29 protein-coding genes are annotated in these 26,924 nt (G+C 65.3%); 18 read left to right on the top strand and 11 right to left on the bottom strand.

The features are described 5' to 3' along the window. Nucleotides 1-8: 8 nt before the first annotated feature. Entirely contained in the window at nt 9-1,040 is a 1,032-nt protein-coding gene (locus tag H4V95_RS11485) for an aldo/keto reductase (RefSeq protein WP_209730642.1), read from the top strand. Nucleotides 1,041-1,140: 100 nt separating this feature from the next. Continuing rightward, entirely contained in the window at nt 1,141-1,425 is a 285-nt protein-coding gene (locus H4V95_RS11480; RefSeq protein ID WP_209730640.1) for a DUF427 domain-containing protein, read from the top strand. Here H4V95_RS11480 and H4V95_RS11475 read toward each other — a convergent pair. Continuing rightward, nucleotides 1,409-1,846, bottom strand: coding sequence for a DUF2177 family protein (locus H4V95_RS11475; protein WP_209730638.1), 438 nt, complete (start codon nt 1,844-1,846; stop codon nt 1,409-1,411). The genes H4V95_RS11480 and H4V95_RS11475 overlap by 17 nt on opposite strands. Further along, the gene (locus tag H4V95_RS11470; protein ID WP_209730636.1) at nt 1,843-2,226 is read right to left on the bottom strand and encodes a DUF2177 family protein; all 384 of its coding nucleotides are present in this window, start codon (nt 2,224-2,226) and stop codon (nt 1,843-1,845) included. Before H4V95_RS11470 ends, H4V95_RS11475 begins: the two co-directional genes overlap by 4 nt. A 19-nt stretch (nt 2,227-2,245) precedes the next feature. Here H4V95_RS11470 and H4V95_RS11465 point away from each other — a divergent pair, with 19 nt between their 5' ends. Both H4V95_RS11465 and H4V95_RS11460 read left to right on the top strand, forming a co-directional pair. After that, nucleotides 2,246-3,013 (top strand): lipoyl protein ligase domain-containing protein, encoded by a 768-nt coding sequence (locus H4V95_RS11465; protein WP_245345675.1) that lies wholly within the window; start codon nt 2,246-2,248, stop codon nt 3,011-3,013. A gap of 35 nt (nt 3,014-3,048) precedes the next feature. Next, on the top strand, nt 3,049-3,855 hold the full coding sequence (locus H4V95_RS11460) for a PIG-L deacetylase family protein (RefSeq protein ID WP_245345674.1): 807 nt from the start codon (nt 3,049-3,051) through the stop codon (nt 3,853-3,855). Between the two features lie 75 nt (nt 3,856-3,930). Here H4V95_RS11460 and H4V95_RS11455 read toward each other — a convergent pair whose 3' ends face one another. Continuing rightward, nucleotides 3,931-4,560 (bottom strand): MBL fold metallo-hydrolase, encoded by a 630-nt coding sequence (locus H4V95_RS11455; protein WP_196867450.1) that lies wholly within the window; start codon nt 4,558-4,560, stop codon nt 3,931-3,933. Next, nucleotides 4,560-5,645, bottom strand: coding sequence for an S-(hydroxymethyl)mycothiol dehydrogenase (locus H4V95_RS11450; protein WP_209730634.1), 1,086 nt, complete (start codon nt 5,643-5,645; stop codon nt 4,560-4,562). Before H4V95_RS11450 ends, H4V95_RS11455 begins: the two co-directional genes overlap by 1 nt. A gap of 236 nt (nt 5,646-5,881) precedes the next feature. On the opposite strand from H4V95_RS11450, the gene H4V95_RS11445 reads away from it, so the two are divergent. Further along, nucleotides 5,882-7,537: an HNH endonuclease signature motif containing protein gene (locus H4V95_RS11445; RefSeq protein WP_209730632.1), complete on the top strand. Its 1,656-nt coding sequence runs from the start codon at nt 5,882-5,884 to the stop codon at nt 7,535-7,537. Nucleotides 7,538-7,637: 100 nt separating this feature from the next. Here H4V95_RS11445 and H4V95_RS11440 read toward each other — a convergent pair whose 3' ends face one another. Then, on the bottom strand, nt 7,638-7,895 hold the full coding sequence (locus H4V95_RS11440) for a mycoredoxin (protein WP_196867447.1): 258 nt from the start codon (nt 7,893-7,895) through the stop codon (nt 7,638-7,640). A gap of 139 nt (nt 7,896-8,034) precedes the next feature. Next, nucleotides 8,035-8,472, bottom strand: coding sequence for a VOC family protein (locus H4V95_RS11435; RefSeq protein ID WP_196867446.1), 438 nt, complete (start codon nt 8,470-8,472; stop codon nt 8,035-8,037). Between the two features lie 128 nt (nt 8,473-8,600). Between H4V95_RS11435 and thrS the strand changes: the two genes are divergently transcribed. The 4 genes from thrS to pdxS all read left to right on the top strand — a co-directional run bounded on the left by thrS (nt 8,601) and on the right by pdxS (nt 12,866). Next, nucleotides 8,601-10,616 (top strand): threonine--tRNA ligase, encoded by a 2,016-nt coding sequence (gene thrS / locus H4V95_RS11430; RefSeq protein ID WP_209730630.1) that lies wholly within the window; start codon nt 8,601-8,603, stop codon nt 10,614-10,616. A 5-nt stretch (nt 10,617-10,621) separates the two neighbouring features. After that, on the top strand, nt 10,622-11,272 hold the full coding sequence (locus H4V95_RS11425; protein ID WP_209730628.1) for an HIT domain-containing protein: 651 nt from the start codon (nt 10,622-10,624) through the stop codon (nt 11,270-11,272). Further along, nucleotides 11,262-11,882 carry a phosphatidylinositol phosphate synthase gene (pgsA, locus tag H4V95_RS11420; protein WP_196867443.1) on the top strand — a complete coding sequence of 207 codons (621 nt, stop codon included), beginning with the start codon at nt 11,262-11,264 and terminating at the stop codon, nt 11,880-11,882. The genes H4V95_RS11425 and pgsA overlap by 11 nt, the downstream gene beginning before the upstream one ends. A 69-nt stretch (nt 11,883-11,951) precedes the next feature. After that, complete coding sequence (gene pdxS / locus H4V95_RS11415; protein ID WP_171586949.1) at nt 11,952-12,866, top strand: pyridoxal 5'-phosphate synthase lyase subunit PdxS; 915 nt, start codon at nt 11,952-11,954, stop codon at nt 12,864-12,866. Nucleotides 12,867-12,931: 65 nt separating this feature from the next. Here pdxS and H4V95_RS11410 read toward each other — a convergent pair whose 3' ends face one another. From H4V95_RS11410 to H4V95_RS18790, 3 genes are all read right to left on the bottom strand, one after another. After that, a complete protein-coding gene (locus tag H4V95_RS11410) occupies nt 12,932-13,642 on the bottom strand; it encodes a GNAT family N-acetyltransferase (protein WP_209730626.1) in 711 nt (236 codons plus the stop codon). A 6-nt stretch (nt 13,643-13,648) separates the two neighbouring features. Further along, on the bottom strand, nt 13,649-15,658 hold the full coding sequence (locus tag H4V95_RS11405; protein WP_209730624.1) for a M3 family metallopeptidase: 2,010 nt from the start codon (nt 15,656-15,658) through the stop codon (nt 13,649-13,651). Between the two features lie 94 nt (nt 15,659-15,752). Next, on the bottom strand, nt 15,753-16,049 hold the full coding sequence (locus tag H4V95_RS18790) for a hypothetical protein (RefSeq protein ID WP_312884016.1): 297 nt from the start codon (nt 16,047-16,049) through the stop codon (nt 15,753-15,755). Between H4V95_RS18790 and H4V95_RS11400 the strand changes: the two genes are divergently transcribed. Continuing rightward, entirely contained in the window at nt 16,039-17,055 is a 1,017-nt protein-coding gene (locus H4V95_RS11400) for a CapA family protein (RefSeq protein WP_312884015.1), read from the top strand. The genes H4V95_RS18790 and H4V95_RS11400 overlap by 11 nt on opposite strands. Nucleotides 17,056-17,089: 34 nt before the next feature. Here the strand turns inward: H4V95_RS11400 and H4V95_RS11395 are convergent, their stop codons facing one another. Both H4V95_RS11395 and H4V95_RS11390 read right to left on the bottom strand, forming a co-directional pair. Further along, the gene (locus H4V95_RS11395; RefSeq protein ID WP_209730622.1) at nt 17,090-17,812 is read right to left on the bottom strand and encodes a type 1 glutamine amidotransferase; all 723 of its coding nucleotides are present in this window, start codon (nt 17,810-17,812) and stop codon (nt 17,090-17,092) included. Then, nucleotides 17,812-19,083, bottom strand: coding sequence for a Mur ligase family protein (locus tag H4V95_RS11390; RefSeq protein WP_209730620.1), 1,272 nt, complete (start codon nt 19,081-19,083; stop codon nt 17,812-17,814). Before H4V95_RS11390 ends, H4V95_RS11395 begins: the two co-directional genes overlap by 1 nt. 69 nt (nt 19,084-19,152) lie before the next feature. On the opposite strand from H4V95_RS11390, the gene pdxT reads away from it, so the two are divergent. The 8 genes from pdxT to secF all read left to right on the top strand — a co-directional run bounded on the left by pdxT (nt 19,153) and on the right by secF (nt 26,595). Further along, entirely contained in the window at nt 19,153-19,869 is a 717-nt protein-coding gene (gene pdxT / locus H4V95_RS11385) for a pyridoxal 5'-phosphate synthase glutaminase subunit PdxT (RefSeq protein WP_209730617.1), read from the top strand. Then, nucleotides 19,853-20,611, top strand: a complete 759-nt coding sequence (locus H4V95_RS11380; protein ID WP_209730614.1) for a YebC/PmpR family DNA-binding transcriptional regulator — start codon at nt 19,853-19,855, stop codon at nt 20,609-20,611. The genes pdxT and H4V95_RS11380 overlap by 17 nt, the downstream gene beginning before the upstream one ends. A 49-nt stretch (nt 20,612-20,660) precedes the next feature. Continuing rightward, nucleotides 20,661-21,233, top strand: coding sequence for a crossover junction endodeoxyribonuclease RuvC (gene ruvC / locus H4V95_RS11375; protein ID WP_196867435.1), 573 nt, complete (start codon nt 20,661-20,663; stop codon nt 21,231-21,233). 104 nt (nt 21,234-21,337) lie between these two features. Next, nucleotides 21,338-21,964: a Holliday junction branch migration protein RuvA gene (gene ruvA / locus H4V95_RS11370; protein WP_209730612.1), complete on the top strand. Its 627-nt coding sequence runs from the start codon at nt 21,338-21,340 to the stop codon at nt 21,962-21,964. Beyond that, the gene (gene ruvB / locus H4V95_RS11365; RefSeq protein WP_245345672.1) at nt 21,964-23,103 is read left to right on the top strand and encodes a Holliday junction branch migration DNA helicase RuvB; all 1,140 of its coding nucleotides are present in this window, start codon (nt 21,964-21,966) and stop codon (nt 23,101-23,103) included. The genes ruvA and ruvB overlap by 1 nt, the downstream gene beginning before the upstream one ends. A gap of 106 nt (nt 23,104-23,209) precedes the next feature. Next, nucleotides 23,210-23,761 carry a preprotein translocase subunit YajC gene (yajC, locus tag H4V95_RS11360; protein WP_312884014.1) on the top strand — a complete coding sequence of 184 codons (552 nt, stop codon included), beginning with the start codon at nt 23,210-23,212 and terminating at the stop codon, nt 23,759-23,761. Nucleotides 23,762-23,847: 86 nt separating this feature from the next. Continuing rightward, nucleotides 23,848-25,584: a protein translocase subunit SecD gene (secD, locus tag H4V95_RS11355; RefSeq protein WP_209730610.1), complete on the top strand. Its 1,737-nt coding sequence runs from the start codon at nt 23,848-23,850 to the stop codon at nt 25,582-25,584. Continuing rightward, nucleotides 25,585-26,595, top strand: a complete 1,011-nt coding sequence (gene secF, locus H4V95_RS11350; protein WP_209730608.1) for a protein translocase subunit SecF — start codon at nt 25,585-25,587, stop codon at nt 26,593-26,595. It begins immediately after the preceding gene. Nucleotides 26,596-26,924: the final 329 nt, after the last annotated feature.

The following is a 26,924-nucleotide window of genomic DNA, read 5'->3' as shown; positions in this document are numbered from 1 at the left end:
GCACCCCCATGGAATACCGGAAGCTAGGCAACAGCGGAGCAGCAGTCTCGGCGTACGCGCTCGGCACCATGACCTTCGGGGCGGAGGCCGACGAAGCGACCTCCCACCAGATCATGAGTGCCTACGCGGCTGCCGGCGGCAACTTCATCGATACCGCCGACGTCTACACCCGCGGCGCCTCCGAGGAAATCATCGGCTCCTGGCTGGCGAAAAACCCCACCGAGCGTGACCAGATGGTCATCGCGTCCAAGGGGCGGTTCCCGATGGGCGACGGTGTCAACGACATTGGACTGTCCCGCCGCCACCTGCGCCGTGCGCTCGATGACTCGCTGGCAAGGTTGGGAGTCGACCACATTGATCTGTACCAGGTGCACTCGTGGGATCCACTCACCCCACTCGAGGAAACCCTGGGGTTCTTAGAGGATTCGATCCGCAGCGGCAAGATCGGCTACTACGGCTTCTCGAACTACACCGGTTGGCAGCTGACCAAGGCGGTGTGGCTTGCCAAGGCCCACGGCTGGAACGCCCCCGTCACCCTGCAGCCCCAGTACAGCCTGCTGGTTCGCGAGATTGAGTCGGAAATCGTTCCCGCAGCCCTCGACGCCGGTATGGGCCTGCTGCCCTGGTCACCACTCGGCGGCGGCTGGCTGACCGGAAAGTACAAGCGGGACACCTCGCCGACCGGGGAAACCCGGCTGGGTGAAAATCCTGAGCGCGGCATGGAGGCGTGGAAGGAACGCAACTCCAAGGAGCGCACCTGGCGCATCATCGACACCGTCGTGGAAATCGCCGGTTCGCGGGGCATCACCGCGTCGCAGGTTGCTCTCGCCTGGGTGGCGCAGCAGCCAGCCGTCACCTCCGTGATCCTCGGTGCGCGGAACACCGGGCAGCTCGCCGACAACCTCGGCGCCGACGCCGTAACCCTCACCGCGGACGAGATCGACCGTCTCAGCACCGTCAGCGCCCCGGAGGTCTCCGACTACCCCTACGGTGTGCCGGGACAGGAACAGCGCAGCCGTAAAATCGACGGCGGGCGCTAAGCGAGGGTCTTCCGGCACCACCACGGAATTCGGAAGCGGGCACGGTCGTTGAGACACAGTAGACGCCCACCCCGGGCGCTGTGACAGGAAGGCCAGCACCATGGCAAAGGCAATGTGGAACAACGTGGTCATCGCAGAGTCGGACGAGACAGTGATGGTCGAGGGTAACCACTATTTTCCCCGGGAGTCGGTCAAGACCGAGTACCTCAGCGAAAGTGCAATGACCACAGTCTGCCCGTGGAAGGGAACCGCCAACTACCTGTCCATCACGGTAAACGGCGACACCAACGACGACGCCGCCTGGTCCTACCTGGAGCCGAAGTCGGCCGCCGAGAACATCCGGGGCCATGTGGCTTTCTGGCGCGGGGTCACGGTCTCCGACTGATCGGGGCTTTCCCGTCGGTCCGGCGGTCAATACGCCGGATCGTCGCGTAGGCGGCGGCGCAGATGCTGGCGGTGAGCAGGGTTCCCCAGATGGTGTCGATCAGCAGCATCTGGGCTGGCCAGTCGCGAAGGGTGGCGGCGTTGGTGAAACCGTAGGTGCCGTACGCGGCGAAACCGAGGACGGCACCGGAGATCGCTGCCATCCGCAGGCTGCCGCTCTCCAGGGCGGGACGGACCGCGAGCCAGTATGCTGCCGCTGAATAGGCCAGGTAGAACACCACCGCGTAGCCCAGCGAGGTGTCCTCGGCCATGAGCGGCCCAATCCAGCCCCGATACGTTCCCGCCATGGCCAGCAGCCACGGGATGTCGAAGAGCAGGAAGAAAGCCGCGACCACCGCTGCGTTCCGGGCGAACCTGATCATGCGAACACCAGGTAGGTAGCCAGGGTGATCAGAGCGGTCAGGGCGGTGCCCCAAGCCAGGTCGACGACGATCAGCAGGGCGGGCCACCGTTTGAGGGTTGACGCGTTGGTCAGGTCATACGTGGCGTAGGCGAAGAGCCCCAGGGCTCCGCCGTAGCCGAGGGCGGCCAGCCATGATCCAGCGGCCAGAGCCGGTTGCACGGCGAACAGCACGATGCCGGCTATATAAATTAGGTAGAACGCCGCCGCATAGAGAAAATTGGGTTTGTCGGCGAGCTGGTCGCCGAGCTGACCCCGGTAAAACTTGCTCATCGATTTGAGCCACACGGCGTCCAGCAGCAGGAACGTCGCTGCGGCAACCAGGAACTGCAGGAAGATCATGGACAGGAGCCTAACCTAGATGAGCGGTACAGAGCTGTCCCTGGTTCGCGGCGCTGCCTCAGCTGGCGCCGCCGAGGATCTGGCGGCAGGGATCACCCTCCTCCGGACCGTCGCCGCCGGAGACCAGCCAGCCACGCTGCGGCTCTACCGGCCACAGCCCACCCTGGCGTTCGGGCAGCGGGATACCCGGCTTCCCGGCTTCACCGCTGCGGAGTCCGCCGCCCGGGAGCGGGGGTTCGAGCCGTTGGTCCGGCGGGCGGGAGGTCGTGCAGCCGCCTACCATCAGGGCTGCTTGGTGATCGATCATGTGGAGCCGCAGACCGACGCCGTCGCCGGGTCCCGCGCGCGCTTCTCCGGATTCGGTGACCTTCTGGCCGATGCACTGGAATCCCTTGGCGTCGCAGCGGGCGTCGGGGAGATTCCGGGGGAGTACTGCCCCGGCGAGTACAGCGTCCACGGCACCGGCACGGCCGGGCAGCTCAAACTGGTAGGCACCGCCCAGCGGGTGGTTGCGGGTGCTTGGCTTTTTTCCTCAGTGGTGGTGGTCGAGGACTCGCCGCCGATCCGCGAGGTGCTGACGTCGTCGTACGCGGCGATGGGACTCGACTGGGACCCGGCGACCGCCGGTGCGGTGGAGGATCTGGTTCCCGGGGTAACCGTCGGGATGGTGGAGGACGCGGTGGTCGCCGCCTACCGGCGTAGCGGATACTCGATCACCGTTCCCGCTTCCACCCCTTCCACTTCCACCCCTTCCACTTCCACCGCGGTGCTGCCCGGCGTATCCTGACTGCCAGAATCCCCACGGACCGGCAGGAGGCGGGAATGACGGCGCCAGCCCCCACCGTGAGCAGGTCGGTCATGCTGGTGGTCGCCCATCCGGATGATGACGCCTACGGGATCGCCGGAAGTGTGGCGCTGCACTCCGCAGATCCCGGTTTCCGGTTTGTCCTGGTCCATGCCACGGACGGGTCCGGCGGTGACATCCCGCCGGGCTTCCCCGCCACCCGGGAGTCGTTGGGAGCGGTCCGCCGGGGCGAGTGCCGGAATGCGTGGCGTGCCCTGGGTCGGGTTCCGGACCGGCATGTCTGGCTCGACTACCAGGATGGTGAGGTGGCCGAGGTACCGGACGGCGAACTGGCCGACCGGATCGCCGCCCTCCTCCAGCAGGAACGCCCCGATGTGGTGGCAACTTTCGGACCCGACGGGATCACCGGGCACCCGGACCACATCGTGGCGGGACGAGCCACCGACGAGGCTTTTCACCGTGTCCGGGCCGACGGCGGTGCCGTGCTGCGGCGACTGCTGCACGGGGCGCTGAAGGCATCCACTTTCGAGCGGTGGAACGCCGCGCGGGTGCGGACAGGCAGGGACGCCTGGGACCCGAACCGGGTCTACCACCTGCGGGGTGTGCCCGATGAGATGGTCGCGGTGGAGGTCGACACCAGTCCGGTGGCGGACCGGATTGTGGCCGGCTTGTCGCAGCACCGTAGCCAGTTGCATGTCATTACCGATCACACCCGGAGCGCCGCAGACTGGCAACGCACCGTTGGCCGCGAGTGTTTCGTCATGGCCTGGCCGCCCCGGAACGCCGACGACCCGCTCCTGCACGATATCTTTGAGGCGCTGTAGACCGTCCTGACGCGGACTGCCCCGCAGCCTGACCGGCTGCGGGGCAGTCATCGTCATGCGGGGAAAGTTTCGGATCTACTGCCCGCGTGCGATCCAGTCGTCCAGGGACGGTGCCTCGGCGCCGACGGTCGTCGAGTCGCCGTGTCCGGGCCGCACCACCGTGTCCGCCGGGAGGCTGAGCAGGCGGTGACGGATGGACTCGATGATGGTCGGGAAATCGCTGAAGGACCGGCCGGTGGCGCCGGGGCCGCCCTGGAACAGGGTGTCGCCGGTGAAGACTGTTCCGGCCTCCTCGAGGTAGAAGCTCACCGAGCCGGGGGAGTGGCCGGGGGTGTGCAGCGCTTTGAGGGTGACGCCGGCAACCGTGAACTCGTCGCCGTCGTTGATGTCCTGGTCCGGTGCCGGGTCAGGGTAGACCTGATCCCACAGCATCCGGTCCGCCGGGTGCAGGTGGATGGGCGCCCGGACGGCGTCGTACACATCGCCGACCGCACGGATGTGGTCATCGTGGCCGTGGGTCAGCAGGATGGCACGGACCTGACGGCCGTTGATCTGCTCGACGACGGCGTCGGCGTTGTGCGCCGGGTCGATGACGATGCATTCGGTGTCGTCGCCAATGATCCAGACGTTGTTGTCCACGTCCCAGGTTCCACCATCAAGGGAGAAGGTTCCGCTGGTGAGCAGGTGCTCTACGCGTGCAGCCATCAGAGCTCCACCACCGAGCGCAGCACCGAGCCGTCGTGCATCTTGTCGAATGCGGCTTCAACCTGGTCGAGCTTGATCCGTTCGGTGACGAACGCGTCAAGATCCAGGTTGCCCTGCTGGTAGTGACTTACGAGCATGGGGAAGTCCCGGGACGGCAGGCAGTCGCCATACCAGGATGATTTCAATGAGCCGCCCCGCCCGAACACGTCAAGGAGTGGCAGTTCCAGCACCATTTCCGGGGTGGGCACGCCGACCAGCACCACGGTGCCGGCAAGGTCGCGGGCGTAGAACGCCTGCTTGTAGGTTTCGGGGCGGCCGACGGCGTCAATCACCACGTTGGCGCCATTGCCGTCGGTGAGGGCCTGGATCGCTTCGACGGCATCCTGGTCCTTGGAGTTGACCGTGTGGGTCGCTCCGAGCTTTCGGGTGGCTTCGAGCTTCCGGTCGTCGATGTCGACGGCGATGATGGTCGTCGCCCCCGCCAGTTTGGCGCCGGCGATCGCGGCGCTGCCCACACCGCCGCAACCGATGACCGCTACCGAGTCGCCGCGACGGACGTTGCCGGTGTTGATGGCGGCGCCGATGCCTGCCATGATTCCGCAGCCCAGCAAGCCGACGGCGGCGGCATCCGCTGCGGGATCCACCTTGGTGCACTGGCCCGCAGCGACGAGGGTCTTCTCGGCGAACGCGCCGATTCCCAGCGCGGGTGAGAGCTCGGTGCCGTCCTCGAGGGTCATTTTTTGGGTGGCGTTGTGGGTGTTGAAGCAGTATTGGGCTTCACCACGACGGCAGGCGCGGCACTCGCCGCACACGGCACGCCAGTTCAGGATGACGCGGTCGCCGGCCTTGACCTGGGTCACGTCCGTGCCGACGGCGCTGACCACTCCGGTCGCTTCGTGGCCGAGGAGGAAGGGGTAATCGTCGCTGATCCCACCCTGTTTGTAGTGCAGATCGGTATGGCAGACACCGCAGGTGAGGATGTCCACCAGCGCTTCACCCGGTCCCGGATCTGGCACCAGGATGGTTTCGATCGTGGCTGGAGAGTTCATTTCCCTGACAACGACGGCTTGGACTCTATGAGCCATTTCAACACGGTCCTTTCGGTTGGGTACCGGGCGGTAACTCAAGCATAGGCACGGACACGGACAGTGACTCAATCAGGTGATGTTCACCAAACTCGGGCCATAGAGCCAGACGAGCCGGCCGGGGAGCTCGACGAGCCGGTCGGGACAGGGAATTGGTGGACGGTCTTCGAGATTTTTTCTTTTCCCCTACCCCCGCTCACCCTAAAAATGTCAGTGGGGGGTGATGTGATGGAGGTATGAAGCGGCAGGAGAACGCAGAGCAGATCACCGGTTTTCCGGTGTCTGATCCTGGTGTCCCGGGTTCCGCTTCTGCCGGTCAGACGCCGTCGGTTGACCCGATTTCCCCGGAGTCGTTCAGTCTTGAGGGGAGGATCTGGATGGAGCCTGTCGCCGCTTGGGTCCGCCGCCGCCCGGTCGCTGGTGACACTCCAGCCACCGTGGTGGAGGTAGCCAGCCCGGAGACGCTGGTGGCCATGCTGCAGGGGGACACGAGGCAGGTGGCGGGGACTGGTGCCCTTGAGCCAACGCCTGACCCTGCCGAACCTGACCTTGCCGAGCCTGACACTGTTGAGTCTGACACCGCTGGGCCTGATACGGCTGATTTGTTGGTGGCTGCTGATCGGTTGATGTCGTGGGTTGTTGCCCGGCAGGCGGAACTGGTCGCCGCTTTGCACACCGAGGTCCAGGACCAGACAGTCGCTCAGGCTGGGTCCCGTTCTGGTGAGAGGGTGGGGGCGGGTCTGGGGTTTACTCTGACGGCTGAGGAGTTGGTGCCGTTGCTGAACCTTTCCACCCGTGCCGCGCACCGGCTGCTGGACCAGAGCCTGAGGTTGGTCGAGGATCTTCCCAAGACCCTGCAGTCGTTGGGAGCGGGGATGCTCACGGCCCGGCAGGCCCAGATCATCCTCGATGAGGCATCCACCATCCCGGCGCAGGCGTTGGCGGGCTTCGAAGATGAAGTCCTCGCCTCGGGGGCCCACCTGATGGCGCCGCGGCTGAAAGCCAAGTGCAAGCGAGTCAGAGAGAAGCTCCACCCCGAATCTGCGGTCACCCGAAGGCGTACCGCTACGGCGGACCGGCACGTCGAGGTCACCCCCGACCAGGACGGCATGGCCTGGCTTTCGGCGTATCTGCCCGCGGAGCGGGCCTGTGGCATCGAGAACCGGCTCACTTTCATGGCCCGGGCACTGCAGAACCCCCAGGAAACCCGGACCCTCACCCAACTCAAAGCCGACGTCTTCGGAGACCTCCTCACCCACCGCTGCGACCCAACCCCGGGCGGGGCTGCCACGCACAAGACGCACAAGGGGACCGGTGCCAGCGGCACCCGCGCCAACGGCACGGCTGCCGGTGAGACGGGTGCTGGTGAGACTCATGCTGAGAGCGCGGGCCTGGTCGATTTGGCGTCAGTGCTGGGCGTGCAGCCTGTGGTGTTCGTGACTGTTCCCGTGATGACCCTACTCGGCGGCAACGAACCAGCCGAGCTCGAGGGGTTCGGGCCGATCGACGCGGACACCGCCAGGAAGCTCGCCGCCCACGCAAAAGGGTTCACCCGGATCCTCACCCACCCGGAAACCGGGACGGTACTCAGCGTCGGGAGGGACCGCTACAAGGTCCCCAAAGACCTTCGCAGGACCGTCCTGGTCAGGGACAAAACCTGCCGCCACCCGGGGTGTAACCGTCCCGGCCCTGCCTGCGACCTTGACCACACCATCCCCTGGCACCAGGGCGGAAACACCAGCTACGACAACCTCGCCGCCCTCTGCCGGAAACACCACATGCTCAAATCCGCTGGCTACTGGCACTACGAGCAACCCGAACCCGGCACCCTCACCGCCACCTCACTCACCGGCAAAACCTACACCACACTGCCCCAACCACCCCCGTTCTAACAGGTAAATCGGTGTGGTGAGAAGCGGACGCGCGATCAGGTGAGCGTCGCCCCCGCAAGGTACTGCAAGGGCGACGGCGTGGACTGGGCGCCGGGGACGACTAGCTACCGAGCCGTGCCATCACATCGGAGACTGAAGGATTGGTGGCGGCAGTACCGTCGGGGAACAACACCGTCGGGACCGTCTGGTTGCCACCGTTAAGGGATTCCACCAGTGCTGCGGTGCCTTCAACCTCTTCGATGTTGATCTCTGTGTAGCCGACACCCTTGGCGTCAAGCTGCTTCTTCAGCCGGCGGCAGTATCCGCACCAGCTGGTGGAGAACATGGTGATCGAGCCGGCATCGGGGGTGTAATCCACGGTGCTCCTTCAGGAATTGTTGGTGGCGGCAAGGCAGGAACGTCTTGCACGGATACGCAATGATTCGCGTACACAGGGTTCAACACATGTGGGGACGTTTAGATTCCGAGTCGGTAGTTGGTAGTGGGCCGCTGACGGATCAGACGATCTCCCGGAGCGCGACGGTCCCGTCGTCAGCCACTGTCAGGCCCGGGTTGTGGCACACCTCCCAATGGAAGCCGTCCGGATCGGCAAAATAACCCGAGTAGCCGCCCCAGCTCATGGCGGTGCCCTCCGCGACCAATTCCGCACCAGCACTGAGAACCGTCTGGAGAACCGCATCCACCTCTTCCGGTGAATCGACGTTGTGGCCCAGGGTGAGCGGTGGAGCGATCAGACCGTGGCCAATACCTCCGGCCTCCGCAGCCAGGTGATCGGCACGGAAGAGCGACAGCACCAGCCCCTGACCCACCTGGAAGAACGCCACCTCGTCAGGGACGTAGACGAGGGGCTCCCAGCCAAGAGCCGTTGCATAAAAAGCGTAGGAGGTATCAAGGTTCCGGACACCCAGCGTAATAACTGTGACCTGAGGTTTCATGAGTTGATCCTACTGACACTTTCGAAGGTTCAGCACCGGCGCGCGCTGGCCGGGTTGTTGGTCGCTTCAGGCGCAGCGGATACCATCAGAGAGTTAACCCACCGCACCACCTTTGCTAGGAGACCACTGTGTCAGCGCCTTCCCTTATCACCCTCCTCGTCGACGGCGAAGAGCACCAGGTGACTACGGGCACTACCGGCGTTGACTTGTTCGCCGACCGCCGCGACGTCGTCGTCGTCCGCGTTGATGGCGAATTGGTGGACCTGGATCAGCCAATCCCCGCCGGTGCCACGGTCGAACCCATCACTATCGGATCGCCCGAGGGCCTCGAAGTGTTGCGCCACTCGGCTGCCCACGTGATGGCGCAGGCAGTGCAGCAGTTGCGCCCCGGCGCCAAACTGGGCATCGGGCCGTACATCACTGACGGCTTCTACTTCGACTTCGACGTCGACACCCCCTTCACGCCGGAAGACCTGAAGCAGCTCGAGAAGATGATGCTGAAGATCGTCAACAGCAACCAGCTGTTCGTTCGCCGCGTCGCGACCGAGGCCGAAGCCCGCGAAGCGATGGCCAACGAGCCCTACAAGCTGGAACTGATCGGCCTCAAGGGCGGTTCGGGAGACATCACCGACGACGACGGCGCCTCGGTCGAGGTCGGCGCTGGGGAATTGACCATCTACGACAACATCGACCGCAAGAGCGGCGACGTCGTCTGGAAAGATCTGTGCCGCGGCCCGCACCTGCCCAACACCAAGCTCATCTCCAATGCCTACGCTCTGACCCGCTCGGCCGCCGCGTACTGGCGCGGCAGTGAGAAGAACCCGCAGCTGCAGCGCATCTACGGCACCGCCTGGCCCACCAAGGACGAACTCAAGGCCTACCAGGAGCGCATTGCCGAAGCGGAGCGCCGCGACCACCGCAAGCTCGGCACCGAACTGGACCTGTTTTCCTTCCCCGACGAGCTGGGCTCTGGCCTGCCCGTATTCCACCCCAAGGGCGGAATCATCCGCAAGGCGATGGAGGACTACTCACGCCAGCGCCACGTCGACGCAGGCTACGAGTTCGTCTACACGCCCCACATCACGAAGGGCCACCTCTACGAAGTGTCGGGCCACCTGGACTGGTACCGCGACGGCATGTTCCCGGCGATGCACGTCGACGAGGAACTCAACGAGGACGGCACCGTGCGCAAGCCGGGCCAGGATTACTACCTCAAGCCAATGAACTGCCCCATGCACAACCTGATCTTCAAGTCCCGGGGCCGGTCCTACCGCGAGCTGCCGCTGCGCATGTTCGAGTTCGGATCCGTCTACCGGTACGAAAAGTCAGGTGTGGTGCACGGGCTGACGCGGGTGCGCGGCATGACCCAGGATGACGCCCATATCTACTGCACCCGCGAGCAGATGAAGGACGAGCTCACCGAGACTCTCAACTTTGTGCTCGGCCTGCTCAAGGATTACGGGCTGGACGATTTCTACCTGGAGCTCTCCACCAAGAACCCCGAAAAGTCGGTGGGCTCGGATGAGATCTGGGACGAAGCAACCCGGACCCTCGCCGAGGTGGGCGAGGCCTCAGGGCTTGAACTGCGTCCCGATCCAGGCGGAGCTGCGTTCTACGGTCCCAAAATCTCCGTTCAGGCCCGCGACGCCATTGGCCGCACCTGGCAGATGTCCACCATCCAGCTGGACTTCAACCTGCCGGAACGGTTCGGACTGGAGTATCAGGCGGCCGACGGAACCCGTCAGCGCCCGGTCATGATCCACCGTGCGTTGTTTGGCTCGATTGAACGTTTCATGGGGGTGCTCACGGAGCACTACGCCGGTGCGTTCCCGGCCTGGCTGGCACCCGTACAGGTGCTGGCCATCCCGGTCGCCGAAGCCTTCAACGAGTACCTGTTCGACGTCGTCGACAAGCTTAAGGCAGAGGGCATCCGAGCTCAGGTGGACATCGGCACCGACCGGTTCCCGAAAAAAATCCGCACTGCGAGCAAGGAAAAGGTTCCCTTTGTCCTGATCGCTGGCGGCGACGACCAGGACGCCGGAGCCGTATCGTTCAGGTTCCGGGACGGCAGCCAGGACAACCAGGTGCCGGTCGACGAGGCAGTCGGGCGCATTGTCGAGGCTGTCCGGAATCGGGATAAGTAAAACGTATGGAAGGTACTACGGGGGCTGACGGGGCGAACGCCGACGGGAATTATCCCGGCGACGACGACGTAAGGGACGACTTCGAGCTTGCCGGGGTGCCCGACGCTTTCCAGCGCCTGTGGACTCCGCACCGGATGGCCTACATCAAGGGCGGCCAATCCCAGTTCAAGGACAAGGACTGCCCGTTCTGTGTGGCACCGTCGCGTACCGACGAGGAATCCCTCATCGTGCACCGCGGCACGTACGCCTACGTGATCCTCAACTTGTTCCCGTACAACCCGGGTCACCTGCTGATCTGCCCGTACCGCCACGTTCCCGACTACACCGACGTCGACACCGCCGAGACCATCGAAATCGCCGAGCTCACCCAGACGGCGATGCGCGTGCTGCGGGAGGTGGCCAAGGCCACCGGATTCAACCTCGGAATGAACCAGGGAATAACCGGAGGCGCCGGAATCGCAGCGCACCTGCACCAGCACGTGGTGCCGCGGTGGGGCGGCGACGGGAACTTCCTGCCGATCATCGCCCAGACCAAGGCAATCACCCAGACATTGGATGAGGTGCGGACCCAGATGGCTGACGCCTGGCCCCAGCCGTCAGGGGTCGCGCCATCGGGCGAGAAGACCGGGCAGGCCGGTGGCACCGATGCTGAATAAGTACGCGCGCAGGTTCTTCACCTCGCTGTTCAGCCCCCTGGCTAAGCTGCTCCTCAAATGGGGAGTCTCGCCTGACGCGGTGACCATTGTCGGCACCCTCGGCGTCGTCGTCGGTGCGCTGGTGTTCTACCCGATGGGCGAACTGTTCTGGGGGACGGTGTTCATCACGGTGTTCGTGTTCTCCGACCTGGTGGACGGCATCATGGCTCGCATCAAGGGTGCGGGAGGGACCTGGGGAAACTTCCTCGATTCGACCCTCGACCGGATTGCTGATGGCGCCCTGTTCGCCGGGGTGGCCATCTGGTTCTTCGGCGGCGGAGACAACGCCCCCATTGCGATTGCCGCGCTGGCGTGCCTCGTCCTCGGGATGCTCGTGTCCTATGCGCGGGCGAAGGCCGAATCGCTGGGCTTCACCGCCAACGTTGGCATCGCCGAACGCGCCGAACGGCTGGTGTCGGTGCTGGTGGTGACCGGCCTGACCGGGTTGGGACTCCCCGAAGTGGTACTGCTCACGGTGCTGATTCTGCTGGCTCTTGCGAGCACGGCCACAGTGATCCAGCGGGTAGCGGCTGTCCACAAACAGGCGATGGCCTCCAGCGGAAGCCACTAGCGGCAGATACCGGTCCGTCGCGGGCGTATTATTAATTGTTATCTTTTTACCTAACTTTAGGGGCGAATTGTGTCCACCGTTGAAGAAACTTCGACAACCGCGCCCGTGACCGGCAGCAGCCGGGTCAAGCGCGGCATGGCTGAAATGCTCAAGGGCGGCGTCATCATGGACGTTGTCACTGCCGAGCAGGCGCGCATCGCTGAAGATGCCGGCGCCGTAGCCGTCATGGCCCTGGAGCGCGTACCTGCCGATATCAGGGCGCAGGGCGGCGTGTCACGGATGAGCGACCCTGACATGATCGACAGCATCATCGAGGCGGTCTCCATCCCGGTGATGGCCAAAGCCCGGATCGGCCACTTCGTTGAGGCACAGGTGCTGCAGTCCCTCGGCGTCGACTACATTGACGAGTCCGAGGTATTGACCCCGGCCGACTACGCCAACCACATCGACAAGTGGAAGTTCACTGTTCCTTTCGTCTGCGGCGCCACCAATCTGGGCGAGGCGCTGCGCCGCCTCAACGAGGGTGCCGCGATGATCAGGTCCAAGGGCGAGGCAGGTACCGGCGACGTCTCGAACGCCACCATGCACATGCGGAAGATCCGTTCCGAGATCCTGCGCCTGTCCTCGATGGCTGAGGACGAGTTGTACGTGGCCGCCAAGGAACTGCAGGCACCCTTTGACCTGGTCAAGGAGGTTGCCCGTACCGGCAAGCTCCCGGTGGTGCTCTTCACCGCCGGCGGCATCGCCACCCCGTCCGACGCCGCGATGATGATGCAGCTCGGCGCTGACGGGGTCTTCGTGGGCTCGGGCATCTTCAAATCCGGCAACCCGGCCGAGCGTGCGGCGGCGATCGTGAAGGCGACCACCTTCCACGACGATCCCGACATGATCGCCAAGGTATCCCGTGGCCTCGGCGAGGCAATGGTCGGTATCAACGTCGACGAAATCCCGGAGCCACACCGCCTCGCAGAGCGCGGCTGGTAACAGTTCACCAACCAGTACACCCAAATGCGGACCGCCCTTAGGGGTGGTCCGCATTTGTAGGTGGCCTACAGCTCCAGCCAGTACGTCTGACCCCGGCCGATCAGCTCGAATCCCCGGCGCGAATACAGCTCAAAACCCTGCGGCGTCGCGTTCAGTGCGAGGTTTTCGGCACCCGAGGCGGCAGCGGCGGTGCTTAGCCGGCTCAGCAGCGCAGTCCCCAGGCCACGTCGCTGGTACTCCGGCAGCACCTCCATAGTGAAGATGCCGCCCAGCCCCTTCAAACCCGAAACCCCCGACGGGTAGAACGAGTACCCGGCGCCCGCAATGGAGCCGTCCACCCTCGCTTCTGCGTGCCACGCCTGACGAGGCTGGGACCGCACCACCCGCAGCTCCTGGAGCAGTGGCCCGCGGTAGTCGGGGACCTCGGTGGTGAGGGTCGCGGCGGCGTCGTCGTACGCTGCCGGATCCTGAACCCTGGCGGCCATCCACCAGGGTTGCCACCCCGGGCTGAAACCCAGCCCGGTCAAGGGCGAACCCTTGACGCCACCGCCCAGCCAGGCGCCCACCCGGTGGGCGCCCAACCTGGTCGCCTCGGCGAGGGCTGGCCGGATCCCGGCCGGCGAGATTTCCAGCGGGAAGAGCAGGATCAGTTCCCGGCGCGCGGGAAGCCAGACCCACTCCGACCCGTGGGTAGTGAACATGCGACCGCCCGTGGCCGAGGACACCGCGGCGAACCAGGAACGTTGCAGGCGCTGGCACGCCGCGATGGTGACCATGGTTTTCTAGGCCAGCCCGCGGCGGGTGAGGAGCGGGTCGATCAGGGCGTCGCGGCCGCGGAAGTTGCGGAACGCCTGCAGCGGGTCGATGCTGTTGCCGCGGGAGAGCAGCTCGGTCCTGAAGTGGTCGCCATTTTCGCGGGTCAGGCCCCCGGCGGACTTGAACCATTCGACGGTGTCGGCGTCGAGCACTTCGCTCCAGATGTACGCGTAATAGGCGGCCGAGTAGCCTCCCGCGAAGATGTGCTTGAAATAGCCGGTCCGGTACCGCGGCGGAACGGGGGAGAAGTCGAGGCCAGCCTGGGTGAGTGCCTCCCGTTCGAACTCCACCGGGTCCGCGACAGTGGTCCCCGCCGGGATCGCATGCCAGGCCAGGTCCAGCAGGGCTGCCCCCAGGTACTCGGTGGTTGCGAAACCTTCGCCCCAGGCCTGCGCAGCGAGCAGCTTGTCGACGGTCTCCGCCGGCAACGGCTCACCCGTCTGGTAGTGCTTGGCATAGTTGGCCACCACCTCGGGCCACAGGATCCACATCTCGTTCACCTGTGACGGGTACTCGACGAAGTCCCGGGGCACGGAAGTCCCGGAGAAGGTCGGGTAGGTGACCGACGAGAACAGGCCATGGAGGGCGTGCCCAAACTCGTGGAACGTGGTCACCACCTGGTCGAACGTCAGGAGGGTGGGCTCGCCCGCGGGCGGCTTGGGGATGTTCAGGTTATTGACGACGACGGCGTGGGTGCCGTTCAGCGTCGACTGCTCGACGAAGGAGTTCATCCAGGCGCCACCATTCTTGGTGTCCCGGGTGTAGTAGTCGCCGAGGAACAGGCCCAGGTCTCCGCCGTCGGCGTCCCTGACCTCCCAGACCCGCACCTCGGGATGGTAGCCCTCGAGATCGGACCGTTCGGAAAAGGTGAGGCCGTAGAGCTTGTTCGCGGCGAAGAAGATGCCGTCCTGCAGCACCCGTTCCAGCTCGAAGTAGGGACGCAGGGCAGCGAGGTCGACGTCGAACTTGTCGGCGCGCACCTTCTCCGAGTAGTACGCCCAGTCCCACGCCTCGATCGGGTGCCCGGCGGCGGCTTCAAGGTCCACCACCTCGGCCCGCGCGTTGCGCACCGCTGCCGGAGCCAACTGCCCCAGCATCCGGTGGATGGCATCCAGTGAAGGGGCGGTCTGGTCGTCGGTGGCAGCCGCAGCGTGGCTGTCGAAACCCAGCAGTGCGGCCCGGTCTGCCCGCAGTTCGGCCATCCGGGCGGCGATGCCCAGGGTCCGGTTCTCATGGTCGGCAAATCCGCGGTTGACCGACGCCTCATGCAACCGCTGGCGGGTGGCCCGATGGGTCAGGGTCTCCATCGCCGGCTGCGCCGTCGGCAGGATCAGGGTGAGCAGGAACTTCCCGGGGTGGCCTGCGGTTTCGGCTGCGGCTGCTGCCGATCCGATGTCATCCGCCGAGAGACCGGCGAGCTCGTCAGCCGTGTCCACGAGGAGCGCGGAGTTGTTGGTGTCCCTGAGCAGCCGCTGCTGGAAGTCGGTGCTCAACTGGGACAGCTCGGTGTTCAGGGCCCGCAGCTTGCCCTGGGCGTCGTCGTCGAGCTGGGCGCCGGCGCGGATGAACCGCCTGATGTACTCCTCGACCAGGCGGACGGCCTCGGCGTCCAGCCCGGCGGTCGGCACCGCCCGGACCCTGTCGAAGAGGCCACGGTTGAGGGAAATGTTGTCCTCGTGCGCCGCGTAGCGGGGAGCGATCTCGGTTTCCAGGGCCTGGATGGCGGGGGTGGAATGCGCGGAGGAGCTGTTGTGGAAGACCAGTGCCACCCGCCGTAGGGTGGCACCGGCCTTCTCGAGGGCAACAATGGTGTTCTCGAAGGACGCCGGCTCCGGCGAGGACACGATCGACTCGATTTCCGCGAGATGCTCGGCGAACCCCGCCTCGAAAGCCGGCAGGTAGTGGTCATCCTGGACCAGCCCGAAGGGTGGGAGCTGATACGGCAGGGTACTGGGTGCAAGGAAAGGGTTGCTCATAACAACTAACCCTTACACATGCTGGGCGGGCACTCCAGCAACCGGCGGATCCGCTTCGGCGCGCGGCGGGGCCCTGATCGCTTGGCGGGGCTTATCATGGGGGGACATCGACGAGGGGGTCAGCCGTGCGGGCTACTTTGACCAGTTTGGCAGGAGCGGCGCTGGCTATCGGGCTGCTCAGCAGCTGCTCGGCGGCGGGGCAGAACCCCACCCCGGACGGGCAGGGGCCGACGACGGCGACCGGGGGACCCCAGTCGTCCGCCTCATCCCAGCCGACCCCATCATCCGCCACCGCATCCACGACGGCGGCACCCGAGCCCACCGCACCCGAACCCACGCCGGGCGAAGGTCCACCATGTGATGCGGACAGGTGTTTCAGCGTGGCTGCCACCGGTGACCTGCTGATCCACCCGGGACTGTGGGAGCAGGCCGCCGCCGACGCCGCGACAGCCGGCACGGGGGATCTAGATTTTGAACCACTGCTCGCCGGGCAGCGCGGGTATCTCGACCAGGCCGATCTGGGAATCTGCCACATGGAAACCCCGGTGGCGTTGCCGGAAGGGCCGTTCAGCGGCTACCCCCAGTTCAACGTTCCCCCGCAGATCCTCGACGCCGCCCGTGACGTCGGCTACGACGCCTGCACCACCGCCAGCAACCACACCATCGACGCCGGCACTGAGGGGCTGAACCGCACCCTCGGTGTCCTGGATGGCCTGGGCCTGGAACATACCGGCTCCTACGCCGATGAGGCATCCTCCGGGGAAGTCATGATCCTTCAGACCCCCGCAGCCCGGGTGGCGGTCATCCAGGCGACCTACGGGCTCAACGGGCTGATTCCCGAGCAGCCGTGGCAGGTGGACCTGATCGACGCAGCCGCCATGACCGCCAAGGCCCGGCAGGCCAGGGACGAAGGCGCAGACGTCGTCATCGCCGTGATCCACGTCGGCGACGAATACGCGACGATGCCCAACGCACAGCAGGTGGAGGTGGCCCACGCCCTCGCCGACAGTGGGGAGGTGGACTTCATTTACGGCCATCACACCCACTCGGTGCTGCCGATCGAGAAATACAACGACACCTGGATTGTCTACGGCCTGGGAAATGGCGTCAGTGAACTGTCACCGGTCCACGCGGTGAACAACGAGGGGCTGATGGTGAGGGCCCAGTTCGCCCAGGACGACGGCGGCGACTGGACGGTCAGCGACCTGGCCTGGGTACCGTCCATCATCGTCGCCGACCCCTACCGCTGGTGCGCGCTGGCACCGGACCAGCCCGACGGTGCGTGCACCTCGCCCGAACGCGAGGCGGAGGTCAGTGCGCGGATCGCGGCGGTGGTCGATACGTTCGGAGCGGTCGACGACGGCGCCCACCTGTGGGATCTCACCGACGACCAGTGACCGGGCAGCCCAGCCCGCGAGCCGGGCGGTTTCCCTAGCGGGGACGGGCCCCGGCGTGACGGCGCGCCAGCTCGGCGAGGCTGTCGTCGAGGTCGGCTGCGTCGAATGAGCCGAACTTTCGCTCAGTCGCTTTCCTGAGCAGGAAGTCGGCAATGGCCGGGTTCTTCGGCAGCAACGACCCGTGCAGGTAGCTCGCGACGACATTCAGGTGGCGGGCGCCCTCGTGGCCGTCCTGCGAGTTGTTGCCGGCACCCTTGGTGACCGTGCCCAGCGGCCGGACTCCGGGACCCAGCCGGGTCTGGCCGCTGTGGTTCTCGTAGCCGTGGATTTCCCCGAACTCCTCGCTGTCAGCGACCACGTTGCCGATCAGGCGCTCGTTGGTGCCGTGGGTCTCCAGATCGAGGATCCCGATGCCCGGGATGACCGTCCCATCGTGGGTCTTGAAGAAATTGCCGAACAGTTGGTAGAGCCCGCAGATGACCAGCATCGGCAGACCATCCTCGGCGAGTTCGCGCAGCTTCGGGGCAATGGCCTGCAGGTCCTGCTGGATGACCAGTTGGCCGCTGTCCTGTCCGCCGCCCCCGATGATCAGATCAACGTCTTCGGGAAAGGTGTCCCCGGCGCTGTGCTCAAGGATGTTCGCCGTGTACCCGTGCCAGACCAGCCGCTGTTTCAGCACCAGGACGTTGCCCCAGTCGCCATAAATGTTCATTTCGCGGGGGTAGAGCTGCAGGATGTTCAGGGTGCCTTTGGACATCAGGAAACCACCTCGACTGTTGTGATCTTGGAGAGGTCCCGGCGGACCGCGAGCATGGCCGTGTAGGTGCAGAAAATCCGCTTGGGCTGGTCGTGGGTGGCGCTGATAAACGCCTTCAACGCCGCGGTCGTATCGGGTTCGACGGCGCGGACGTCGACGTCGTCGTACTTGAGCCGCAGCGCCATATCGTAGGCCCGGACACCGCTGACCATTTCCACCCCGGCCTGTCCGAGGGAATCGAAGTCGACGTCCCAGAGCCAGGACATGTCCCGGCCGTCGGCGTAATTGTCGTTGATGGCAATCATGGTGGCGTATCCGGTCGCGTCGAACGACTTCAGCCCGAGCCGGAACCCGCTGGGGTTCTTCACCAGCACCAGTTCCAGTGGCTTGCCGTCCACCACGAGGGATTCACCGCGGCCGAAAGCGGGCTCGACGGTGGCGAGGGAAGCGAAGAGGGCGGCACGGTTGATGGCCCCGCCGAGGACGGTGCGCGCGGTTGCCAGCGCCGCGGCAGCGTTGAAGATGTTGTAGACACCGCGGAGCCGCAGGTCCACACTCGTCGATTCGCCATCGGTCAGGAACATTGCAGTGTTCCCGTCGACGTGTTCGAGGATCACATCGGCGGGGAGGCTCGACGGGGGAGCGACGCCGATGTCCCCGCGCAGCTCGTCGTCGTTGGGAAAGGTGCTGCGCAACGACGCGTCGAGCCCGAAGTAGGTGACCTCGGCGTCGTGGACGGTCGACGCGATCCCGGCGACGCGGGGGTCCTCGCGGTTGAGCACCACGGTACCGGTGGTCTTCGCGGCGATCTGTTCGAGCAGACGCGTGGTCTGGTCAATTTCGCCGAAGCGGTCCAGCTGATCCCGCAGCACATTGAGCAGCAGGCAGTGGGTGGGCGGGACCAGTTTCACGAAGTGGACCGCGTGCGCCTCATCGAGTTCGAGGACCGCGACGTCGGCCTTGAGCCTGCCTCGCCAGTTCACCTCGCCGAGCAGCGCGGCGGCCACCCCGCGGGTGAAGTTGCTGCCGGTGCGGTTGGTGAACACGGTCAGGCCCTGACCCTGGAGGAGTTCCACGACCATCTTGGTGGTGGTGGTTTTCCCGTTGGTTCCGCTGATGACCACCACTCCGTGCGGCAGGCCGGTCAAGGCGCGGCCCATGAACCCCGGATCGATTTTTTCGACGACCAGGCCCGGCAGCGCCGAGCCTCCGCCACGCAACCGCGAGATGCGGCGCACGGCCTTACCGACCAGCACACTGAAGGGAAACATGGAACCTAACTTATCGCAGTCCGGGCTCCGGTTGATCGCGGGCTGGCCCGCCCAACCTAGAATGGATCAATGACCACTTACCCCGTACCCGCCCCATCCGGCGTGCATGTTGGCGTGCTGGCTGTCCAGGGCGACGTGCGGGAACATATCCGCACCATTGAGTCCCTCGGGGGACGGGCCAGCGCCATCCGCCGGCCCAGCGAGCTGGCCGGGATTGACGGCCTCATCATCCCGGGCGGCGAATCCACGGCGATCGACAAACTCACCCGGGCCTTTGACCTGGCCGATCCGCTGCGGGAACTCATCATGTCGGGGCTCCCGGTCTACGGATCCTGCGCCGGAATGATCATGCTCGCCGACGCCATCGCCGACCCGGCCACCGACCTTTCAGGGAACCCACAGCAGACCCTCGGTGGGCTGGATATCGTGGTCCGCCGGAACGCCTTCGGTCGCCAGCGGGACTCATTCGAAACAGATCTCGAGTTCGCCGGGCTTGCGCCGTCGTCGTCGGGGGAGGTACCCCCGGTGCGTGCCGTGTTCATCAGGGCTCCCTGGGTGGAGCGGGTGGGGGAATCGGTCGAGGTACTCGCGCAGGTACCGGCGAAGGCCCCCGCTAGTGACGCGCCGCACCCGGATGTGGACCGGGTCGCTAGGATTGTTGCGGTGCGGTCGGGGAACCTGCTCGCCACCAGCTTTCATCCCGAGGTAACCGGGGAGCGGCGGATACACGAATTGTTTATGCAGATGATCGTAAGGAGAACGGTAGATCATGTCGGGGCACTCTAAATGGGCAACCACCAAACACAAGAAGGCCGCGATTGATGCGAAGCGCGCCAAATCCTTTGCCAAGCTGATCAAAAATATCGAGGTGGCGGCGCGTGCAGGCGGCGCCGACATGGCTGGCAACCCCGGCCTGGAACTCGCTGTGCAGAAGGCCAAGAAGACGTCCGTGCCGATCGACAACATCAACCGCGCCGTGAAGCGCGGCGCCGGACTGCTGGGCGACGCCGTCGAATACCAGACCATCATGTATGAGGCCCGCGGACCGCAGGGTTCGGCCCTGCTGATCGAGTGCCTCACCGACAACAAGAACCGCGCCGCTTCGGAGGTCCGGTTGGGTGTCACCCGCAATGGTGGCTCGATGGCCGATCCAGGCTCGGTGTCCTACCTCTTCACCCGGAAGGGAGTGGTCACGCTCCCGGGCAACGAGCTCACCGAGGATGACCTTCTGCTCGCCGTGCTCGACGCCGGCGCCGAGGAAGTGAAGGAAACCGCCGGGCGTTTCGAGGTCATCTCCGAACCGCAGGATCTCCGGGCGGTCGTCGCAGGCCTGGAGGAGGCCGGTATCGACTACGACACCGACGAGGCCGAGTTTGTGCCGTCCATGCAGGTGGAGCTCGACGCCGACGGCGCCCGCAAGTTCATCCGCCTGGTCGACGCGCTCGAGGACCTGGACGACGTCCAGAACGTATATTCAAACGCCGACCTCTCCGATGAGGTACTGGCCGAGCTGGACGGCGACGACTGAGGCCGGTGGCTACCGTTGCACTCCAGACCCCTCACCGCCGGGCCGTCACGTGACCCTGCGTGTGATGGGGGTGGATCCGGGCCTCACCCGCTGTGGTCTGGCCGTGGTCGACATCGAGCCCAACCGGCGGTCATCGCTCGTAGCGGTGGGGGTGGTTGGCACACCGGCCGGTCAGGACCTCGACCAGCGGCTGCTCGTCATTTCCGACGCGGTCGATAAGTGGCTCGATACCCATTCACCTGACGTGCTCGCCGTCGAACGGGTGTTCAGCCAACTCAACGTGAGCACGGTGATGGGCACAGCCCAGGCCTCCGGTGTGGTGATCGTCGCTGCCGCACGGCGTGGAATACCGGTGGCCCTCCACACACCCACCGAGGTGAAGGCCGCTGTCACCGGCAACGGCCAATCCGACAAGGTGGCGGTCACCAAGATGGTGACGAAAATCCTTCGGCTGGAAACCGCCCCCAAGCCGGCCGACGCCGCCGATGCCCTGGCCCTGGCCATCACCCACGCCTGGCGGCAGGGTGTTGCCACGAACCGGGCCTCCGCCAGCGGTGGCACCGCGACGGCAGCCCAGCGGATCTGGGCTGAAGCCGAAGCCAAGGCCCGACGGCGGCGCTAGGCCGCCGTTCACCACCGCTGACGGTGTGGCGCACCGAGGAACGTCCCCGGATGCCGGTACGCTGTTCGTAGATATGTTCGGATAGAAATTTTGGAGTAGCTCGCATGATCAGTTCCCTCCGCGGCACGGTTGCCCACGTTGGCCTCAACTCGGCAGTGCTGGACGTCAACGGGTTCGGCATGCAGATCCTTGCCACCCCGCAAACCCTTGCCACCCTGCGCGCCGGGCAGGAGGCGCAGGTCTTCACCGCGATGATTGTCCGTGAGGACTCCATGACACTGTTCGGGTTCGAGGAAGCCGACCAGCGCGAGGTGTTCGAGACCCTGCTCAGCGTCAGCGGCATCGGCCCCAGGCTGGCCCTGGCCGTCCTGGCCGTACACACCCCCGAAGCGATCCGGGTGGCTGCCTCCTCCGGGGACGACAAGGCGTTCAGCAAGGTCCCGGGAATCGGACCGAAGGGCGCCCGACGGATTGTCCTCGAACTGGCCGACAAACTCGTTCCCCTGGGCACCACCGGTGGAACCCCGAAGAACGCCTGGCAGGGTCAGGTGCTGACGGCGATGATGGGACTGGGCTGGTCCGAGAAGGACGCGGGTGCAGCCATCGACGCCGCGACCGCTGAGGCCCCCGAGATCGCCGCCACCGGTGACGTGGGAGCCATCCTGAAGCTCACGCTGCGCCGCCTCGGCCAGGACGGCGCGCGAGCCTCCGCCCGGAGCCGGGTGAGCTGATGGCGCGCGACGACGCAGCGGCGGGGGAGGAGACCCCTGTAGTCTCACCCGCCGGGGACCCCGAGGACCGGGCGGTCGAGGCTGCCCTCCGCCCCAAGAACCTCGACGACTTTGTGGGCCAGCAGCGGGTCCGCCGCCAGCTTTCCCTCGTGTTGGAGGCGTCCCGGCTTCGCGGCCGGACGGCCGACCACGTGTTGCTGTCGGGCCCCCCTGGCCTGGGCAAGACCACCCTCGCCATGATCATCGCCGCCGAAATGAACGCACCACTGCGCATCAGCTCCGGGCCGGCGATCCAGCACGCCGGTGATCTTGCCGCGATCCTGTCCTCACTCACCGACGGTGAGGTCCTCTTCCTTGACGAGATCCACCGGATGTCCCGGCCGGCCGAGGAAATGCTCTACATGGCGATGGAGGACTTCCGGGTCGACATCATTGTCGGCAAGGGACCCGGGGCGACCGCCATCCCGCTGGACCTGCCACCCTTCACCCTGGTGGGCGCCACCACCCGCGCCGGGCTGCTCCCCGGCCCGCTGCGGGACCGGTTCGGTTTCACCGGGCACCTGGAGTTCTACTCGACCGGGGAACTTGAGCTGGTGCTCCGCCGGTCGGCGATGCTCATGGATATGAAGGTTAATTCGGCGGCGTTCTCCGAGATCGCCGGCCGATCCCGCGGCACCCCCCGAATCGCCAACCGGCTGCTGCGCCGGGTCCGTGACTGGGCGCTCGTCCACGGGGTGGACCTGATCGATGCGCGCTGCGCCGGGGCAGCCCTGGACATGTATGAGGTGGATGCGAAGGGTCTTGACCGCCTGGACCGGGCTGTACTGACCGCCTTGATCACCAAATTCAACGGCGGCCCGGTGGGGCTGTCCACTTTGGCAATCGCCGTCGGCGAGGAACCCGAGACCGTCGAGACAGTCGCCGAACCCTACCTCGTCCGGGAAGGGATGCTGGGGCGTACGCCCCGCGGCCGGATCGCCACCCGGGCCGCCTGGGATCACCTGGGCCTGGTCATGCCAGCCACCGTTGCTGCCGCGATGCCCGACGATCTCTTCGCCGTCCTCACCGACGATGCCCTTTCCGGTGACACCCTGGTTGATGACAACGGTGAGGTAACGGAATGGGTCAATACCGACTGACAGGCGTGCCGCAGGGACGCGGACAATCTCGTTTCCCTTTACACTGATATGACGTGCGGCACGTCAGGTGCGTGCGGATCCCAAGATATAGAAACGGAATTACTCTGTGTTCTCAACCCTATTAGCCCAGACTGCCGCCCCAGAGCAAGGCTTTGATATTTTCAGCCTGCTTTTGCCGCTGGCGCTCGGAGCATTGATCTTCATGATGTTCCGGAGGCAGCGGAAGACCCAGAAGACCATCAAGGAACAGCGCACCCAGATGGTTCCCGGCACCGAAGTGATGACGAACTTCGGCCTGTTCGGCACAGTGCTCTCCCTCGATGAGGAGAACAACAAGGCAGTGCTCGAGCTCGGCCCCGGCGCCACCGCCACCGTGCACATGCAGACCCTCACCAAAGTGGTCCAGCCTGAGCCCGCCGAGGACGACGAAGAGACCCCCGCCGTTCCCGACGACGCCTCGTCGCTGACCAGCTCCACCGCCGACAGCCCCGTCACCGATACCCGGACCGCCACCGTTGATGGCCAGGACCAGCCGGGCCAGGACGGGACACTCCCCGCCGAATCCGGTACGGAGCGCCTTGACGCCCGCGCGGACGACGATCTCCGTCTGGACTATGACAACACGCGGGACAACACGCGGGACAACAAGGACAACTAGCGCCGGGTGGGGCGGCCGGGATCCGGTGACAGCCCCACCCCCACCAGCAGGACCCAGCGCGCTCTTTCGATAAAAGGAAATTCCACATGCCTCGTACCGGCCCAGGCACGGCAGCGAAACGGACTCTCGTTTGGCTCGGCGTTATGTTTGCACTACTCGCAGTTCTCCTGGGCAGCGGGTCCATCTGGGGCACCGCGAGCTGGAGCCCCAAGCTGGCTCTCGACCTGGAGGGTGGCACCCAGATGATCCTGGCGCCGCAGGTCCAGGGTGGCAGCGATTCCATCACCGAGGAGCAGCTGGACCAGGCGGTGGAAATCATCCGGCAGCGTGTGGACGGCAGTGGCGTGGCCGAAGCCGAAATCAACACCCAGTCCGGCCGCAACGTGATTGTCTCCCTCCCCGGCATTCCGGACGCCCAGACCCGCGAGCTGATTCAGGCGTCGGCGCAGATGGAATTCCGTCCGGTACTCTTTGGCGGGCCGGGTCAGGCCCCCGCCGCCGAAGAACCCACCCCTGAAGAGGACTTGCCGACACCTACCGCCGAGCCTACCGATGCGAGTGACCCGAACTGGATCACCGCCGAGATCTTCTCCGAGTTTGAGGCCCTGGACTGCACCTCTCCCGAGGCGCTGGAGCCAGCCGAAGAGGCCGCACCAGCGGACCAGCCAATGGTTGCGTGCGAGCCGGGCAACATGGGCAAGTACATCCTCGGTCCCGTCGAGGTGCCGGGAACCGACATCGACTCAGCGGACTTCGGCATGCAGCGCGGTGCCCAGGGTCAATCGCTGAACACCTGGGCCGTCAACATCCAGTTCAACGCCGAGGGAAGCGACACCTTCCGCGAGGTGACCGAGCGGCTGTTCGCCTTCGGGCAGGGTGACCCACGGAACCAGTTCGCCATTGTTCTTGACGGTGCAATCATTTCGGCACCCACCACCAACGCGGTCATTCCCGACGGCCGTCCGTCGATCAGCGGCAGCTTCACCGAGGAATCCGCTGCGGCGCTGGCCGAGCAGCTCAAGTACGGCGCGCTGCCGATCAGCTTCGAGATCCAGAGCGAGCAGCAGATCTCAGCGACCCTTGGTGCTGACCAGCTGCGGCTGGGCCTCATCGCCGGTGTGATTGGGCTCATCCTGGTGGCAGGCTATTCGATGCTGCAGTACCGGATGCTGGGCCTGGTCACCATCACCTCCCTCGTCGTCGCCGGGTTGCTCACCTACCTGGCCATCTGCATCCTCGGCTGGACCGAGAACTACCGGCTCTCCCTTGCAGGTGTGGCTGGCCTGATCGTGGCCATCGGGCAGACCGCCGACTCCTTCATCGTCTACTTCGAGCGAATCCGTGATGAGCTCCGGGACGGCCGTGGGCTGGTCTCGGCCGTCGAGAATGGTTGGCGTCGGGCCAAGAGCACGGTCCTGGCGTCAAAGGCGGTCAGCCTGCTCGCCGCCGTGGTGCTGTACTTCGTGGCCGTAGGAAACGTGCGCGGGTTCGCTTTCACCCTCGGGCTGACGGCTATCGCCGACCTCATCGTGGTCTTCCTCTTCACCCATCCAGTCATGCGCCTGCTGGCGAGGACCAAGTTCTTCGGCGAGGGACACCGGTTCTCCGGCGTCGACCCGAAGAAGTTGGGCGTCATGCCTCTGTACCGGGGCGCCGGGCGAATCCGGATGCCCTCCGCAACCCCGGAGTCCGCCGCGCCGCGCACCAGGAACAAAGCAGTATCAGGCGAAATCGCCCGCCGCACCACCATTGCCGAACGACGGCTGGCTGAACAAAAAGCCCATGCCGCGCGCAGCAATGGCACCGATCAGGAGGAAAAGTAAATGCGGGGCAATAGTTTCGCCAGGTTCGGCAACGACCTCTATTCGGGCAAACGCTCCTACCCCTTCGTAGGGAAGCGCAAACTGTGGTTCACCATTGCGGCCGTGGCCGTCCTGGTCTCGATCATCATTCCGATCGTCAAGGGCGGGTTCAATCTGGGGATCGACTTCCGTGGTGGGTCCGAGTTCACCGTCTCAAGCGTCGAGAACACCGAGATCACGCTCGGTGAGCAGGCGGTTACCAGTGTGGTGCCGGGCGCAGTCCCCAGTGTCACCAATATTGCACCGCAGACCATGCGGATCCAGACCGAACGCCTGTCCGACGACGAAACCCTCAGCGTTCGCGATGCACTGATCAACGCGTATGACGTCACCGGGGAAGAGGTGACGACCAACTTCGTCGGCCCGACCTGGGGCGAGGACGTCAGCCGGCAGGCACTGATCGGTCTGGTGGTCTTCATCGGGCTGGCGGCGATCCTGATGGCCCTGTACTTCAGAACCTGGAAGATGTCCGCAGCAGCCATGATTGGCCTGGTGGTCGTAATGACCGTGACGGCGGGCCTGTACTCCCTGAGCGACTTCGAAGTCACACCGTCGGCGATGATTGGGTTCCTCACCGTGCTGAGCTATGCCCTGTACGACACGGTGGTGGTCTTCGACAAGATCAAGGAGAACACGGCGGACCTCGATGTCTCGACGAAACGGACCTTCAGCGAACAGGTGAATCTGGCGGTCAACCAGACCCTGGTGCGATCCATCAACACATCGGTGGTCGCAGTGCTCCCCGTCGCGTCGATCCTCTTCATCGGTGCGCTGCTCCTGGGCGCCGGAACGTTGCGAGACCTCTCTTTGGCCCTGTTTATCGGCATCATCATTGGCACCATCGGCACCCTGTTCATCGCCGCGCCGGTGTACGCGCAGCTGAGGATGCGAGAGCCCGACATGAAACGGCAGGAGAAGCGGGTTCTGCATCGCAGGTCGGTGGAGGCTTCCGAGGCCGTCGCCACCACCTGATTTTGGTCACCTGATTTCCGTCGCCTGATGGAGTGTCCCGGACTGGGTGAGGTCCGGGACACCTCCATGTGTGGCACTTGTTCGTACCTGTGGGGAGAACCGTTTCAGCACGGTTTGGTTTGCCCGTCTAGACTTAAATGTGCATGCCGAAGAACAAGCATGGTGTAATTCTTTTCAGCCGTTTCACGGTTGAGGAATCGGGGTAGTACGTGGCAGATGCCAGCGGTCCAGCAGAGCGGCCCGACACTGATAACAGTGGGGAGCGCGCCGGTTCAACCACGCGCCCATCGACTGCCCAGCTTGAACAGGTGCCTGCACCTCCTGTAGCA

It is taken from the genome of Arthrobacter sp. CAN_C5, assembly GCF_017875735.1.
Taxonomy (GTDB): Bacteria; Actinomycetota; Actinomycetes; order Actinomycetales; family Micrococcaceae; genus Arthrobacter_D.
This window is presented reverse-complemented; position numbering and strand designations above follow the sequence as displayed.